Here is a 16,171-nt window from a genome sequence, read left to right as displayed (position 1 = left end):
GACCAATGAAACAGGCCGGTCATGGCCTATTTCAAACTGACCTCGTGAAGGGTCTCATATAGAGGACCCTGTGGGGTCAGAACACTTTTTTTAAGTTTAACAGCATCTACCTGCATCACCCCTATATCGACATCCTTCAATTCATCAAGAATCTCAAGGAACTCTGTTTTTTTCTTCCGGGGGAGATATTTTACCCTTGCAAGGGTTGCATGCGCGCTGAACCTGTGAAGGTTCGGCTCGAACTCAAAAGAAGACAGGGAATCTGTCACAGACTCATAAAGTTTATCGAAATTCCCTTCACATCCCAGCCATATGACCTTTGTGAATTTAGGTTTTGGAAAAACACCGACTCCTTTGACATGAGCCTCGAAAGGTTCACACTTCACAGAATCAAGGGCTCTGGATATATCAGGTATCTTATCATCCGGGACATCTCCCAGGAATCTCACAGTAATATGAACTATACCGGGATCTACGAATTTGAATTTGAAATCATTGAACTTTGACTGTACATCGGCAACCTTATCATTGAACTCCTGAGGGAGATCCACCGCAATAAAAGCTCTCACCAAACCTATCACCAATTATCATTTATATTAGAGGCATAAATTAATATCGCTACCGAGCAAGTTTATTTATAAAATACACGTATATAATAAGTATGATCAGGTAGTTTGATCGCTGCGATGGAAATGAGGGGATAATCTGGACAGTTCAAAAGTAGTTGTCAGCGCTGCTATAAGGATTGCAGAAGAACTGCGATCGAAAGCTATAATAATCTCAGGGGATGTTGATCAGGACCAGCTAGATACATCTATCCCTGTCTATTTTGCGGGCCGTAAACAAAAGAATCTTATCGACCATCTGGTAGCAAGCAGCAAAACAAAAGAAGAAAGATCAAAAGAAGCCCTTGACAAGCTCAACCAGCAGGCTGCCGGAAAGATAGAACATGTTGAGAACGCCTCAGCCATCGAGTTCATGATGAACGAAGTCGAAGAAGGCACTATTGTCGGGATAATAGAGAGCAAGGACTCATACGCCATTGTGATCCATGACCTTGCTGAGAATCACATGGTAAGAATGCTGAAGGAATGTGAAGAAAGGATATCTGTTGAGCTATTAAGAGCTGTCATGAAGGTAGCTTTTGACATATCCAGCACAGGGCGTGAAGGAAAACAGATCGGAACTGCGTTCATAGTTGGTGACGTTGAAGAGGTCATGATGCGCTCACACCAGATGATACTCAATCCCTATAAAGGTCAGCAGGATGATGACAGGAACATACTTGACAGGAAGAACTGGGAATCCATCAAAGAATTCGCACAACTCGACGGAGTCTTCGTCATCTCTGAAGAAGGAATGGTAGAGGCTGCCGGCAGATATCTTGATGTGGATGCAAGGGACATTGAAGTGGACAAGGGACTTGGCGGACGTCATGTGTCAGCAGCAGCGATCACCAGAGATACAGTATCTATTGCAATAACAGTCTCAGAATCCGGCGGAGTGATGCACATCTACATGGATGGAAAAGAACTGCTGTATATCGGATCTGCGGAAAGGGCAGTTCGTATTAACTAATTTCAAAAGAGTGTATCATTCAGGGCTACTTCATGATCGATCCACAAAACCCTTTTGATTCCAGACAGCATTTGATCATATCAATACTTTTCATATCAGTAAAACAGAAATCAACTGATATTTGAGAGAGATCAAAAATAAAAAATAGAGGTGAGATCGGTAGAGACTACCGACCATTTTGTATTTATTATGTGTGTTTTTAGCTACCTGAACTCAGAGTGGCAATTTAAGGCCAACTGAATCGTAGACCAGTGCAGTTGCAATGTACAGTGCTACAAGACCTGTGATCAGGGTTATTGCTCCTGCAATTGCAAGTGGGAACATTCCGAAGAATACCAGTGCGAGACTGAAGAATGTGAGGTCGAGCACTACGAAGACGACTGTAAGCATCTTCAGACCGATCTTGAGTGTAGCAATTGTAAGTGTTGTTGCGATGAGACCCCATACAAGTGTGAAGAATCCCATTGATGTTGCGCTTGCTGCCTCCATTGGTGCACTGAAGATTCCTGCTGGAGCAAGGTTGATGTATGCGAATGCTATCCACCAGAGACCAAATATTGTGAATGCGCTTGCACCGAATGTGTCACCTTTGGACCAGAGCTGCAAACCTGCAATTATTTCTGCAATTCCACCAAGTGTTATTGCCATTGCGATTACCATAAGGGCATCTGAGAACATGCCCATGTTTAAAAGTCCTGCAAATGTAGCTGCAAAACCAAGACCATAGAAACCTACTGCTGCTGGGCTTGCTGCTGACATGTCTTTAAGTACGAGTTCTCCTTCCATAGTTTATCACTTCCCTAAGATAAATCATAGTATAATTATTAAACAATTTACATAGTCATAATTGTTTATATCTGACTTAAAAAAAACGTCAGTAAATATTTTCCATCAATTCTTGTAAATATGTAACTGCTTGTATACCTCCAAGAGTTACCTATTTCACCTCCAGATAAGGACTTTAAAGTAGAAGTATATATCATTTTTGTTTATGATAAAATAGAATAAGGGAAAAATTAGATAATATGTGGAAATACTCCTTTTTTAGAGGTTTAAAGCCAATATAAAGTAATCTAAAGTATTATTTTCTGTTAAAACACTAAAAAGAACCTATTAGATGTTAATTAATCATGACTGTAAAAATATATATAGCAGAATCGAAGGTGTTTTGTACTAGTGCCACAAATCACACACAACCGCACCATAATGTTTTTATATGAGGTAGAGGATTAATTAAGGTTTTATTAATAGATATAATGCATATGGAACAGAAGCAAAATAAAGAAGGATCATATCTTGAAGCGTAGAAGTGCAGCAATGCCACCCAGCGCAAGAAGTTTCTGTCCCGGCTCGAATATCGTACTGAACACAACTATCTTTCCCTGATTGTTCTCAACATTTCGTAAAAATGAGTCGATGCTGCCCTTTTCTCGTTCTACCCTCAGCAACTCGTCCGCCACAAGGAGAGTGTCTATCGAGCCATAATCCAGAGCGATCTTTACCTCTTCCAGCCCATAAGCCACCTTTCCATCCGTAGATATCTCTTTGAGCAGGTCGTCCATCAAACGGGATTCACGGGCTATGCGTGACTCTTCCATGATGCGGTCGACTGCCCCGCGTCTGAGAACTTCCTGAAAACCGGACATGCCAACAGAGGATGTGTCCTCAGTGATCATCCTTGAGGCAAGGTCAGGCTCTTTTGATCGGAGATACTTAACAAAGTCATCCTTTGTGAATCCCGGACCTGCAATAACAATTGATTCTGATTCGGATGCTGCATGAATGAGCTGTCCCAGTATCTCCTCGAAGAATGTCTCCCTGAGTGTGCCCTCACCTTTTCCTGAGGACTGGTTGATATGGGAATATGTCTCAATACCATAATGACGCACAAGACCTATATCCGCATCCCCTTCTTCTATGGCAACTATAACTACCTTCGGACGCTTAGAACTTTTCTCAGCCTCGTCGATACGCTCAAGCTGGTCCTTCTTCCAGGTCTTGATTATAGAGATGTCAAGTCCTTCCTCTACGTTGAAGGTATGATAATGACCGACATCCATTCCCTGTTCTATGAGCCCATGCAATCTCAGACGATTGGAGAATTTATGGAATTCCATCTCCTCTATCCTGACACCGAGCCTCACGGTCTTCTTCTCGGCCTTCTCAGGACGGAGCTTATCTGACGCAGAATCCGCCTTTCTTTTTGTCAGGGCGAATACAAGGTCACCCTTCTCTATGATATATTTCAGGTGCCACAGGTCATCAAGTGTTTCCGGCACTAATGTGATCTCACCTTCTCTGCCTCTCAGATTCCTTTTTGTGACCCTCATTGTAACACCATATAACGCTATAATAGTAGATACTGCAATACATTCCTGCCAGTTCACTGAACCTTTATATCGGATTCACCCGGTGGAAGCATCATAGCGATCTTATCAGGAGAAGCTATCTGCTTTACGAAATTTGGCTCCCCTAACTTATCGACGTATATTTTGTATATCTTTTTCGCTATGTCGTTCTGGTTGAACTTACCCGGAACAACCTCTACAACATGTTGCCCGGATTTGCTTACCGCCGACAGCGGACCACCTATGACACGAGTATTGCCTTCAAGCTCAAGAGCCACTGCCGCACCGACCTCTACATCCCTGAAATAAGTACGTTCGCCACGGATAACAAAGGAACCTTTTTTGAGGAACTCACCGGATTCAGGGGTCTTTGATACCTGTTCCGGCTTTATCCAGTAACAGTCACCGCTGAACTGCCCGGATTTCCAGACACTTGAATACGAGACCACGAACTGCGCTGTTTCCTGTAATGTCTGCTCCGGCACTTCCTTACCCATGGTCTTGATAACCGTGATAGGAGCTCCGGGAACCTGGGTATGGAACACTATATCGCGCTTTTCCATGTATTTCTTAACGATCTCCTCGTTGGTATCCGCATCCCTTCCTGCCACCACAAGGAAACCATCCGAGGATGTGAACCATCTGAAACGCTCATACCAGTACTTCTTGGTACTGACCTTTCTCCTGCCAGATGCCTTCTTCTCCTTCTTCTGCATGGCAAGTTTCGTGTCCTCGATAGCCTTGAGTGCTCCGTCCTTCTTCTTTGTGAGCTTCTTGGCCTTATCATAATATATCTGGGCATTCTGCGGAACGGTGAGTTTGATATCAACCGTGGCCTTCGTTCCATCAAGGTCAAGAACGATATTACCTGCTGCTGAATCTATACTGACTATCCACTTTGCAGCGGGGACCGATTCCTTCGCCTTTTTGATAATGGAACGGATCTCATCCCATGAATAGCCTTTATCACGAGCCTGAAGCAGGACACCTACTATCTGCTCTATCTCAACATAGTTCGCATAGATACTTTCAGCAACAAGGGTATGCTTCTCAGCATCCTTTGTGAACTTCTTTATCGCATCTTCCTGTTTCTGAAGACGACGTTCAAATACGTTCACTTTTTCTTTCTTGACAGCTGTCACCTGTTCCTGAACAGACTCTGCTGCCTTCTTTCCGAAGAACTCGTCCAGAGCGGCATTGAATGTTGGGAATGGGCTTTTCTCATTGTCCTTATAGATAGCAAGCTCAAAGGGTTGCACATCGAACGGTTGCATCTCACCTTTGACATCCTTTTTGACAACACAGGGTTTCAGGTCACCTGAAAGAAGAGGTGTGAATACATCCTTCAAAGATGTAATTATAGATCCAATGGCTTCCGGACCAACATCCTTTGTAGGTTCCGCTTTATTTACACCGGACCTTGCGCATACCTCTTCTGCAAGCACACCACCGAGATTGAACCTTGTAGCGATGGTCCTGACAACGTCAGCATCTGAGCCGGAGAACACTTCCTGAAGGTCCTCAACACCTGCATCCACAGGACTTATCTGTGCCTCAGGATACTGGTATACCTCACCACTGCGTACCCTTCTGCCCTTGAAGGTGACTGGTTTCATAGGGAGTATTATTTTCCTCTCGGAATCCAGGAGAACTATATTGCCAGGCGAGAACAGTTCGATCACAAGGACCGTATCCACACCACCACGGACAATACCGATCTCAAGGATCCTGTCAAAATCATACTGTTTGACAAATGTGATGCGTCCTGCCATTATGTGCTTCCTCAGCATCATAGGGAACGACTGAGGGAGTTTAGGACTTGGACGCAGGTGCTGGCTCATGTGGGCTCGCTTCCCTGCCTCGATGACCAGATTATCCCTTCCTTTGTTGTAAACGAAGAGGTTTATCCTGATCTCGTCATCTGCAGGCTGGTATATCTTTGCGATCTTGGCATCTATTATAGATGTATCGCCGGAGCTGAGCTCAAATGCAAGGGCAGCTACATCAGCACTTGTCATTTCTTTCTTCATGCGGGGATTATAATGCAGATGGTGACTATAAGGTTTATGACGGATCAGGCCGATCTAGTAGCAGATATCTTGATCCATACAGGAGATACAGGCAGCAGATGAACGAGAGTACGCGACGATACGTGGTATCGGCATTCCAGAAATACTATGCCACAGCAGACATAAGGCTCCCACCGGAATTCACATCAAGGGAATGGGGATTCATCGAGTTTACCAGCGGTCAGGATACTTTCATGAAAAGACACCGTGCCTTCGGTTCCGAAGGTGAGCTCCATGATTACCTGAGCGGCATAGGTCCGGCACATGCATATTATTCTGTGGCATATTACGAGTATCCCGGTGCTCCCAAGATGAAAGAGAAGAACTGGCAGAAAGCTGACCTCATATTCGACATTGACTCCGACCACCTGCCGGGAGATATCAACTCCTATGCAGACATGCTTGAGAAAGGTAAGAGAGAGACATTGAAACTCCTTGAGTTCCTGATAGATGATTTCGGATTCAATGAAAGTCAGGTCCATGCGGTATTCTCAGGCGGAAGAGGATACCACTTCCATATCAGTGAGGAATCCGTGCTCTCACTTGGAAGTGCTGAGAGAAGGGAGATCGTTGACTACGTAAGCTCCAAGGGTCTGAATCTGGAAAAGCTATTCTCCAAAAGGGAGATATCAGGAGATGCCGGAGCAGAGAATGCAAAGATGGCAGTGTTCCCGTCCGAGGATGACGGTGGATGGGGAGGCAGGATAAACCGCTATCTTATATCATACCTGACAAAACTCGCCACAGATGATGATGCTGTGAAGATACTGACAGGATTCAAAGGAATAGGCAAGACCACTGCTGAGAAACTTGTAGAGACATTCAAAGATGAATCCAGGGTCAACAGCCTTAAAAAAGGCAGGATGGATGCACTTGGCGGCATAAAGAAGGACATACTGGAGACCATCGTCAAACAGGGCGTGGAACAGATGGCTGCATGTGTCGATGAACCCGTAACTGCCGATATCAAGCGTCTCATACGTCTGCCGGGTTCCCTCCATGGTAAATCCGGGATGAAGGTCACAGCCCTGTCAATAGATGAACTTGAGAACTTCGAACCGCTTAACGATGCGGTGGTCTTTGGTGACAAGTCGGTAAAAATAAAAGTGATAAAACCGTTTGCAGTTCAAATGAAAGGAAAGGACCTCTTTGTGGAGGAAGGCATACAGGAAGTACCGGAGTATGCCGCAATATATCTAATGTGCAGAGGTGTGGCAGAATATGGATCGCACTGAACTGAAGAATGCACTCCGTGAAGAGAGCAGCTCAACATTGAAGTCACTGCATCCTGACTTTTACCATGAGGTAGAAGGATATGTCAAGGAGCTTGAGGATGAGATCCAGAGTATAAACAGTCCGCGTTCAGTGGAATCAAAGATGCTGGAGGACGAGCTTCAGAGCGCTATCACGGATATCGAGGTAATATTCCTGCGCAGGATCAAGAAGATAATAAGCTATGCAACAAACAACGCTTTTTCCAGCATGCCGCCTTCCCAGGATATGAGCAAACTGCTGCCTGAGGAAAAGGAAGTATACGATGCAGTACTTTCAGCTATTAATTCAGCCCGTGGGGAACTGCTGGTACCCATACTGGACCCGCAGGCAACAACAAAGAAAACAGGCAAGGGACCTGAGAGAAGAGAGAGCAAAGAAATACCTGCTGAGGAACAGGAGAGAGGAGCAGGATATGAGCAGCCGGATGGACAGCAGGAAAAGGTTTCAGAAAGTGATGATGACAGCACCAACGGAGCTGAAATAGCCAAAAGTAATATAAATAAAGAATTCGTTGTTGTGCGAATACTGGAGGACCTGCCTACTTTCAAGGCTATGGATAATCGCAATTACACATTATATGCCGAAGACGTTGCTGTTTTACCGACCCTGAATGCAAAGGGACTGATCAAACGTAACGTGGCACAAATGATACTATAAAGATAACTCAAATTATCAAGGTGAAGATAATGAAGATTCCAAAGAGATTCAGAACACACTGCCCTTCATGCAAAAAACACACAGAGCATGTTGTTGAGAGAGTGAAGAAGGGTAAGGCATCGTCACTCACACACATCGAGAGACAGAAGAAACGCCAGACCGGTATCGGAAACAGCGGAAAGTTCTCAAAGGTGCCAGGTGGAGACAAGCCAACAAAGAGAATATGGCTCAGATACAGGTGCTCAGAATGTAACAAGGCACACCAGAGACCATGCTTCAGAGCAAAGAAATTCGACTTCGCGGAGTGATGTAAATGAACAAACCAAAGAGCAGATTCTTACGTGTAAAATGCAATGATTGTGAGAACGAGCAGGTAATTTTCGGCAGTGCAAGCCGCAAGGTAACATGCCTTGTATGCGGAAGGACACTCGCAGAACCTACCGGCGGAAAATCCTCAATTACAACACACATACTCGAAGTACTCGAGTAAATGAAAGTGATCCAAAATGGATGAGAACATTTGGCCCGAAAGCGGGGATTTCGTCGTCTGTACCGTGAAGAACGTTACAGACTTCGGTGCTTACGTGACACTTGAGGAATTCGATGGAAAGGAAGGTTTTATCCACATATCGGAGATCAAGGCCGGATGGGTCAAGTATGTCAGAGACCATATACGTGAAGGCCAGAAGGTAGTCTGCAAGGTACTCAATGTAGACACCTCACGCCGCCACATAGACCTGTCCCTTAAGGATGTCAACGAGCACCAGAAACGTGCAAAGATACAGGACTGGAAGAACGAACAGAAAGCTGCAAAGTGGCTCCAGTTCGTTGCTGAGGAGACCGGAACCAGCGAAGAAGAGATGAGCAAACTGAAGCTCAAATTATTCGAGAATTTCGGCAGTCTCTATTCTGCGTTCGAAGAAGCAGTCATAAATGCTGAAGCTGCCTTCGGCGATCTTAAGATGAAGAAGAAGCTGGCATCAAGCATTGTCACGGTCGCTCAGAGCAACATCAAACTGCCTTACGTGGACATCGCAGGTTATGTAGACCTCAACTGTTATCTTCCTGATGGTATTGACATCATCAAGCTGGCCCTTGAAGCTGGAAATAATGTTGATAAGGAAGAAGGCGTCAGAGTGGACATCAGTTACACCGGTGCCCCAAGATATCGTATCAAAGTGATAGCTCCTGACTATAAGCTAGCAGAAGCTGTTTTGAAGAGATCTGCAAAAGCGGCTATCGATACCATTGAACATCTTGGTGGAAAGGGCGAGTTCCACAGACATAATGATACCGTAAAGGTGTGAGATCCTATTGGGACAGAAGATCTACAAGTGCAGGAAATGCGACAGATATACTCTGGAAACTGTCTGCAAACAATGTGGTTCGGATACATTTAGGCCACAGCCTGCAAGATTTTCCCCAAAGGACCCTTATGGGAAATATAGAAGAGCAGCAAGAAGGGAAGGTATTCTATGCAAGAGATAGAAGTAATTCGTGTAAAAGAAGATGTTCAGCTTAATGACCCCATACTGATAGTAGGACTTCCAGGCGTCGGACACGTTGGGAAGCTTGTCGCTGAGCACCTCGTCGAAGAGCTTGATGCAGAAAAGATACTTGAGATATATTCCCACTTTTTCCCACCTCAGGTTCTTGTAGACGAGAACAGTGAGATTCAGCTGGTCAATAATGAGATGTTCGTCTGCCACACAGAGGAACATGATATAATTGCCCTTATCGGAGACCACCAGAGCTCTTCCACAGAGGGACACTACAAACTATGCACGGTCTATCTGGACCTTGCCATTGAATTCGGAGTCAAGAGAATATATACTCTTGGAGGATTCCCCACAGGACAACTTACACATTCCGACGAGGTACTCGGAGCTGTCAATAACACGGAACTTATTGAGGAGCTTAAGGAGTACGGGGTCGATTTCAAGGAGAACGAACCCGGAGGAGGTATTGTAGGTGCATCAGGACTTCTGCTTGGACTCAGCAAGTTCAGGAACATAGATTCTGCATGCCTTATGGGACTTACCTCAGGATACCTCGTAGATCCAAAGAGTGCACAATCATTGCTCAAGGTCATTTGCAAGATATTCAATATCGATATTGACGTCGGACCTCTTGAAGAGCGTGCAAAGGAAATGGAGAAGATCGTTGCAAGGCTCAAGGAAGTTGAGCAGCAACAGCAGGGCATGCCGGACATGGCTGCTACAAAGGACGAAGACCTGAGATATATTGGCTAAGATAAAATGCTGATCAATGCCGACCTACACCTGCATTCCAGATATTCGATGGCCTGTTCGAATAAGATGGAACTGCCAGTAATGGCAGAGGAAGCGGCAAAAAAAGGTATAGACCTGGTTGCTACCGGAGACTGTACCCATCCCGAATGGCTCAAAGCTATCAAAGCAGCAGCGGTCGATGATGAGACCATCGCCATCGGGAAAACTGATTTTTTAATTACGACTGAAGTAGAGGATAGCAGCCGCGTACATCACCTGCTGCTCTTACCATCCATATCCAAAGCTGAAGAGCTTGCGGAAAGACTGTCGAAGTTCGGGGATCTCAAAGTTGATGGCAGGCCTACTGTCAGACTGAACGGATGTGAGATCGCGGAGATAGCAAAGGATGTGGAAGCCCTTATCGGACCATGTCATGCCTTCACCCCCTGGACAGCACTCTATGCATACCACGATTCACTTGAGAGTTGCTATGGAGATATGACGGACTATATTTCATTTCTTGAACTGGGGCTTAGTGCAGACAGCAACTATGCAGATAGGATAGAGGAACTTCACAGGCTTACATTCCTCTCAAACTCCGACGCACACTCACCATGGGCAAACAAACTGGCAAGGGAGTTCAATCAGATCAATGTCCCTGAAGTGACCTTTGAAGGACTCAAAAAAGCCATCCTCAGGGAGAGCGGATACGGAGTGAAATACAATGCAGGATTCTATCCGCAGGAAGGAAAATACAACGAGTCCGCATGTATCAAATGTTTTACACACTACACTCTTGAACAATGCCTTTCAAAGAACTGGAAATGCAGCAACTGTGGAGGGGTCATCAAGAAGGGAGTAAAGGACAGGGTGAACGAGCTTGCCGACTTCGATGAACCGAAACACCCGGACCACAGACCTCCTTACATTCACCTGATGCCACTCTCTGAGATCATCATGACGGCCATAGGCCATGCCAGTATAAACACCAAAGGTGTGCAGACCCCATGGAATGACCTTATGAAAAGATACGGAAATGAACTGAACGTACTGCTCAATGCTGAGACCGACGACATGAAGCATCTTGACAGCCGCATTGTTAATGCGATAATCGCCTTCAGGGAAGAGAAACTCATCATTCGCCCCGGTGGTGGAGGCCAGTACGGAAGCATCGAGATCCCGGAAAATGAGAAGGGAGAACAGGATGTTAAAACCAGGCCCCAGGAAAACAACCAGAGTTCACTTTTCGACTTCTAAAGATTCCCTCGATACCTTTTTAAGATAGCAAGTCCTTCAAATCCAATGTGCCGAGGTGGCAGAGCGGACTAATCCGGCGGCTGCTTAAGCCCCGGAGTCCAAACGCGACCGGCTCGAGACCGGTTTCTCCGGGAGGAGTGCTTGGGTTCGAATCCCAACCTCGGCGTTTATTTACTGTTCCAGTGGTTTCAATTACGGAAAAGAAGAGAAGGCGCCTTTTTCGTACACCAACTCATTTTTAAAAAGAGTGGCTGAAGGTATTTGCGGGAAGTGTTACCCCGCGCACAATTGTACGACCCTAATTTAGTTGTAAGCGATAGGATCTATATAGGCTTCAGAGTCGTTCATTTATTTCCTTCTACTATATATCCTGCGTAACCTGTATGATCAGTCCGCAAGATACGAATAAATACTATTGGAAGTTTGCACATATAGCCCTTAGAACACAAATACATTAATATAACATTATATAGAAAGTAAATATGATATCTGGCAATAGTGTGATCTGTGAAATACCACATGGATCACAAATAGAATTGTCTAAAGGATAATTACCGTTAGTTGGGACAGCAGAATACAGGATCTGGAAATATGCACAGCATTTACCGTGCAGATGCTGGTGCAAAATAACCTATTCAGGTTCATAAGACACAGCAGGACAGAATACCTGATCCAGCCGTAAAGCTATTATAACAAACTAGCTACCGATTACCGGAAAATGACAATGGACAAGCATAAAGGCACAAAATGCACAGATAATGCTGATATACATCTTACTGAAAAAGAACTTCTGGACCGGATAAGGGAACTGGAAGTTCAATTAGATGCATCGAGGACAAAACTACAGGAAACAGAGGAGTTCTACTCAGGCAGGCTCAACAACCTCAATGATGTCCTCTTTACCGTAGATGAGAATGGATATTTCACATACCTCAATTCTGCTATCAGGAATATAACCGGGTATGAGATCGAAGAGGTTCTTGGCACACATTTTACAAAACATGTTCATCCTGATGATATACCCGGACTTCTTCAGGACATTGAAAAGACCGTAGCAGGTGAACATAAACCATACATGTTCAGGATAGTCAAGAAAAAGGGAGATATCAGTTATGTTCATACCACATCCCGACCCATCATTGAAGATGGGGAATATAAGGGTATCAACGGACTTATGGTGGACATCGCCAGACTGAAACATGTCGAGTTCAAGCTAATGGAAGAAAGGGACAGGGCCCAGAAGTATCTTGACATAGTAGGCGTGATAATCCTTGTTCTGGATAGGGAAGGAAACATCAAACTTATCAACAAAAAAGGAGCCCAGATATTCAATTGCAAGGAATCTGACATCATCTCAAAGAACTGGTTCGAACTTGCAATGCCTGATGATCTTAAAGAGGTGGCAAAGAAAGGTTATGCAAAACTCATCAGAAAAGAGATCGAACCAATGCCATATTTTGAAGCCCCCATCAGAGTACAGGAAGAGACAAGGATATTCGCATGGCATAATATTATGATGAGAGATGAAGAAGGGAACATAACAGAGGTAATCTCATCAGGAGAGGACATAACCGACAAGAAAAAAGCTGAAGAAGCACTTGTTTTTGCCAAACTTCTATCTGAGAATGTCAACCGTACTAAAAAACAGTTCCTTTCCAACGTAAGTCATGAACTGAGGACACCACTTAATCTAATAATGGGCTATTCCGATCTCTTATATGAGGATTACCTGGGACAGACCAATGATGAACAGAAAAAATATCTTGATGTCATCAAGAAAAGTGGGAATCGTTTGCTTCTTCTTATCAACTCGATGATCGAACTATCAGCTGCAGAGGAAGGAAAACTGGAACTCAACATTAAAGAGGTCTCTGCACCAGCTATCGTCAAGGACATAAAGAACTCCACTCTTCCAATGGCAAAGAAGAAACATATAAAACTTGATTTTGAGCTTGAAAATGACATCACTGTCATACACATCGATAAGAACAAGCTGAAGACCATCCTTTACAACCTGATAAACAATGCCATCAAGTTCACACCCGAGATGGGAGAGATAAAGGTGACTATTTCCAGGGAGAAGGATATGTTGAAGTTCTCGGTAAAGGATACGGGAATCGGAATAGATGAAAAGGACCTTGATAAATTATTCCAGCCTTTCCTGCAGATAGACCCGGCACTCACACGCAGATATGAAGGCGTAGGTCTGGGACTTATGATCGTGAAGAGATTCGTTGAGATGCATGGCGGGAACATTCAGGTGAGCAGTGAACCTGACAAAGGCAGTGATTTTACCTTCACCATACCTGAGAACTATGAGATATGAAACACTTGGTGGTTATTTTTTTAATGTAAATGTGAAAGTACTGCCTTTTCCTTCTTCGCTGCTGGCAGTTATGGTCCCACCCTGACCTTCAATGATACCTTTGACAATTGAAAGTCCAAGACCGCTTCCTCCAACCTTGCGGGTAGAGGTACTGTCTATCTGGTAGAACTTATCGAATATCCTCTCTATTTCTTCAGTCCCCATGCCAATACCATCATCAACTACACTTACCCTTAGATAGTCATCCTCATCCACCACATTGATATCGATCCTTCCACCCTTCTTACTGAACTTGACAGCATTGTTGAGAAGATTCACGAAAACCTGAACCAGTTTGTCCCTGTCCGTATTGACCACCGGAAGGTTATCAGGCAGGTTCACCAGTACCGCCATATCCTTTTCCTTTATGAAGCTGTCAAGGATCTCAAGGGACATCCTGATGGTTTCCCCTATGTCCACAGGCTCCTGATGGAACTTCATGCGCTCGGATTCGATCCTGGATATATCAAGAAGGTCATCGACCATCCTTGACTGCCGGTCTATGTTCCTGATGACGATATCAAGCATCTGATTCTTCAGAGGAATATCACAACTATCATTCTCCCGGAGGAACTCACTTGAGGTTTTCATGGCAGTCAGCGGTGTTTTCAGCTCATGGGAGACCACCGAAAGGAATTCGGTCTTCAGCCTGTCAAGTTCCTTGAGCTTACTATTTGCTGCCTTCAATGATTCATTGGATTCCTTGAGTTCCTGGGTCTTCTCATCAACCTCCTTTTCAAGGCTCTTGCTCCAGTTGAAGAGGATTATGACCAGGAACGAACTAACGAATACTATGAAGAGTACCGAAACCACGGCTACAATGAAAAGTTTCAGGTAAACAGATACGATAAGCCTGTCAACCTCAGAAGAAGGACTTGTTATTGCCAGTGACCATTTCTGATTGTACCACTCAATAGGCGAATATGAGACAAGTCTTTCCTCGACCAGAGATCCATTTTCAAGGATCAGGTACTTACCGTTCCCTTCCGTACCATTCACCTGTTCTGCAATGATATTGCTAAGTCCCGAAGAAGTAGAAGCCATGATCTCTGCATAGCTTGTACGTCTTGGATAGTCACCCTGATCGGAATAAAGCACTCTTCCTCTGTTGTCAAGGAGATATGCGTAACTGGACGAATTAGATTCCACCACATACCTGCTTTTAAGGTCTGATTCCTGGACTATCGCAATGAAAGCACCCCTGAACTCACCACCCTCATAAACAGGCACCCATATAAAAGAACCATAGTTACCCTCTATCAGCTTCAAAGGATCCGTAACATATACCTCTCCGGACTCCTTTACCATTTCAAAGGCGCCATACTGATTCGAATCATAGAGATTCAGACCGATAGGAACGTTCTCTTCAGGATAGCCCGAAACTATCGTACCGTCCTCTGAGACATATTCAACCACATAGAATATCCCTGCAACATCATAGACACTTTTAAGGTCGGACAGGTAATTATCAGGAGGAACACCTGTATCCTTTTTGGCGATAACCTCGAGCAACAGTACCCTTTCATTGAGTGTCTTCTCGATATTGTCAGCTATCTGGCGTGTCAGTGACAACTGTTGATTCTGGTATTGTTCCTCAACTACCGACCTGACCTCAAGGTTGGTCCTCATCCAGAGAAAGAATATGGAACTTATCAAAAGCAGAACTACTACGGCAAGGAGAATTAGATTCCATCTGCTTTTCCGGTTCCACATATATCAAAAAACTATATCAATCCTGATTCCTTCTCAGGACCATCTTTATACGTGCTTTCAGTTCTTTCAGGTTGAACGGCTTTGTGACATAATCATCAGCACCCAGTTCGATACCTTCAACCTTATCATCGATCTCACCACGGGCAGTGAGCATTATCACAGGAATATGACTGTAGGTCGGGTCGGATCGCAGTTGTCTGCAAACCTCAAAGCCATCGATGCCAGGGATCATAAGATCGAGCAATATCACATCCGGTATCTCGGAATGAACCTTCTCTATAGCCTCATGACCATCCTTTGCCTCTACAACGTTGTACCCTTCTGTTTCCAGAGCTACTTTCAAAGCTATCAGAGCATCCATCTCGTCATCGACAATAAGAACCTTCTGCCTTATATCGGACATACTTTCCAGTGTCTCCTTGACATAAGATTCGGAAACTGATAATTTCTCAGAGATCTCCTTAGTGCTTATACCCGGGTCATTCTCCAGAAGTGAAAGGATCTTTACGCTAATGTTTTCTCCATCCATGATAATTCTACCTGAAACAAGCTTATGAAATATAGAAGTACGATATTATTAAAACCTTTCCAAATATGAAAAAGTCCATGTTTTTGTCAACAGGCTATCCGATAAAAGAAGATCTTATAAGCCATAACATAATATCTTACTAAGATATA

16 protein-coding genes and 1 tRNA gene are annotated in these 16,171 nt (G+C 44.4%); 11 read left to right on the top strand and 6 right to left on the bottom strand.

Annotated elements, in window-relative coordinates:
• Positions 1–26: 26 nt before the first annotated feature.
• Positions 27–569, bottom strand: a complete 543-nt coding sequence (thpR, locus tag V7O63_RS05270) for an RNA 2',3'-cyclic phosphodiesterase (RefSeq protein WP_340820461.1) — start codon at positions 567–569, stop codon at positions 27–29.
• A 136-nt stretch (positions 570–705) separates the two neighbouring features.
• On the opposite strand from thpR, the gene V7O63_RS05265 reads away from it, so the two are divergent.
• On the top strand, positions 706–1,578 hold the full coding sequence (locus tag V7O63_RS05265; RefSeq protein WP_340820800.1) for a diadenylate cyclase: 873 nt from the start codon (positions 706–708) through the stop codon (positions 1,576–1,578).
• A 213-nt stretch (positions 1,579–1,791) separates the two neighbouring features.
• On the opposite strand, the gene V7O63_RS05260 is transcribed toward V7O63_RS05265, so the two are convergent.
• From V7O63_RS05260 to rqcH, 3 genes are all read right to left on the bottom strand, one after another.
• Positions 1,792–2,364, bottom strand: a complete 573-nt coding sequence (locus V7O63_RS05260; RefSeq protein ID WP_340820460.1) for an acetate uptake transporter — start codon at positions 2,362–2,364, stop codon at positions 1,792–1,794.
• A 503-nt stretch (positions 2,365–2,867) separates the two neighbouring features.
• Positions 2,868–3,908 carry an mRNA surveillance protein pelota gene (locus tag V7O63_RS05255; protein ID WP_340820459.1) on the bottom strand — a complete coding sequence of 347 codons (1,041 nt, stop codon included), beginning with the start codon at positions 3,906–3,908 and terminating at the stop codon, positions 2,868–2,870.
• Positions 3,909–3,961: 53 nt separating this feature from the next.
• The gene (gene rqcH / locus V7O63_RS05250) at positions 3,962–5,956 is read right to left on the bottom strand and encodes a ribosome rescue protein RqcH (RefSeq protein ID WP_340820458.1); all 1,995 of its coding nucleotides are present in this window, start codon (positions 5,954–5,956) and stop codon (positions 3,962–3,964) included.
• A gap of 98 nt (positions 5,957–6,054) precedes the next feature.
• Here rqcH and priS point away from each other — a divergent pair, with 98 nt between their 5' ends.
• From priS to V7O63_RS05200, 10 genes are all read left to right on the top strand, one after another.
• Positions 6,055–7,230, top strand: a complete 1,176-nt coding sequence (gene priS / locus V7O63_RS05245) for a DNA primase catalytic subunit PriS (RefSeq protein WP_340820457.1) — start codon at positions 6,055–6,057, stop codon at positions 7,228–7,230.
• Positions 7,217–7,927 carry a hypothetical protein gene (locus V7O63_RS05240; RefSeq protein ID WP_340820456.1) on the top strand — a complete coding sequence of 237 codons (711 nt, stop codon included), beginning with the start codon at positions 7,217–7,219 and terminating at the stop codon, positions 7,925–7,927. The genes priS and V7O63_RS05240 overlap by 14 nt, the downstream gene beginning before the upstream one ends.
• A 29-nt stretch (positions 7,928–7,956) precedes the next feature.
• Positions 7,957–8,235, top strand: coding sequence for a 50S ribosomal protein L44e (locus tag V7O63_RS05235; RefSeq protein ID WP_340820455.1), 279 nt, complete (start codon positions 7,957–7,959; stop codon positions 8,233–8,235).
• 5 nt (positions 8,236–8,240) lie between these two features.
• The gene (locus V7O63_RS05230) at positions 8,241–8,417 is read left to right on the top strand and encodes a 30S ribosomal protein S27e (RefSeq protein ID WP_091937808.1); all 177 of its coding nucleotides are present in this window, start codon (positions 8,241–8,243) and stop codon (positions 8,415–8,417) included.
• 16 nt (positions 8,418–8,433) lie between these two features.
• Positions 8,434–9,234 (top strand): translation initiation factor IF-2 subunit alpha, encoded by an 801-nt coding sequence (locus V7O63_RS05225; RefSeq protein ID WP_340820454.1) that lies wholly within the window; start codon positions 8,434–8,436, stop codon positions 9,232–9,234.
• 7 nt (positions 9,235–9,241) lie between these two features.
• Positions 9,242–9,415, top strand: coding sequence for an RNA-protein complex protein Nop10 (locus V7O63_RS05220; RefSeq protein WP_340820453.1), 174 nt, complete (start codon positions 9,242–9,244; stop codon positions 9,413–9,415).
• A complete protein-coding gene (locus V7O63_RS05215; protein WP_340820452.1) occupies positions 9,403–10,179 on the top strand; it encodes a proteasome assembly chaperone family protein in 777 nt (258 codons plus the stop codon). Before V7O63_RS05220 ends, V7O63_RS05215 begins: the two co-directional genes overlap by 13 nt.
• 6 nt (positions 10,180–10,185) lie before the next feature.
• Positions 10,186–11,415: a TIGR00375 family protein gene (locus V7O63_RS05210; RefSeq protein WP_340820451.1), complete on the top strand. Its 1,230-nt coding sequence runs from the start codon at positions 10,186–10,188 to the stop codon at positions 11,413–11,415.
• Between the two features lie 49 nt (positions 11,416–11,464).
• Positions 11,465–11,581: transfer RNA gene (locus V7O63_RS05205), tRNA-Ser, on the top strand.
• A 552-nt stretch (positions 11,582–12,133) separates the two neighbouring features.
• On the top strand, positions 12,134–13,741 hold the full coding sequence (locus V7O63_RS05200; RefSeq protein ID WP_340820450.1) for a PAS domain-containing sensor histidine kinase: 1,608 nt from the start codon (positions 12,134–12,136) through the stop codon (positions 13,739–13,741).
• A 12-nt stretch (positions 13,742–13,753) separates the two neighbouring features.
• On the opposite strand, the gene V7O63_RS05195 is transcribed toward V7O63_RS05200, so the two are convergent.
• Positions 13,754–15,493 carry a sensor histidine kinase gene (locus V7O63_RS05195; protein WP_340820449.1) on the bottom strand — a complete coding sequence of 580 codons (1,740 nt, stop codon included), beginning with the start codon at positions 15,491–15,493 and terminating at the stop codon, positions 13,754–13,756.
• Between the two features lie 16 nt (positions 15,494–15,509).
• A complete protein-coding gene (locus V7O63_RS05190; protein ID WP_340820448.1) occupies positions 15,510–16,022 on the bottom strand; it encodes a response regulator in 513 nt (170 codons plus the stop codon).
• Between the last annotated feature and the right edge of the window lie 149 nt (positions 16,023–16,171).

The sequence above is a fragment of the Methanolobus sp. WCC4 genome, from assembly GCF_038022665.1.
Taxonomy (GTDB): domain Archaea; phylum Halobacteriota; class Methanosarcinia; order Methanosarcinales; family Methanosarcinaceae; genus Methanolobus.
The sequence above is the reverse complement of the archived record's forward strand: the minus strand, read 5'-3'. Positions and strand labels throughout refer to the sequence as shown.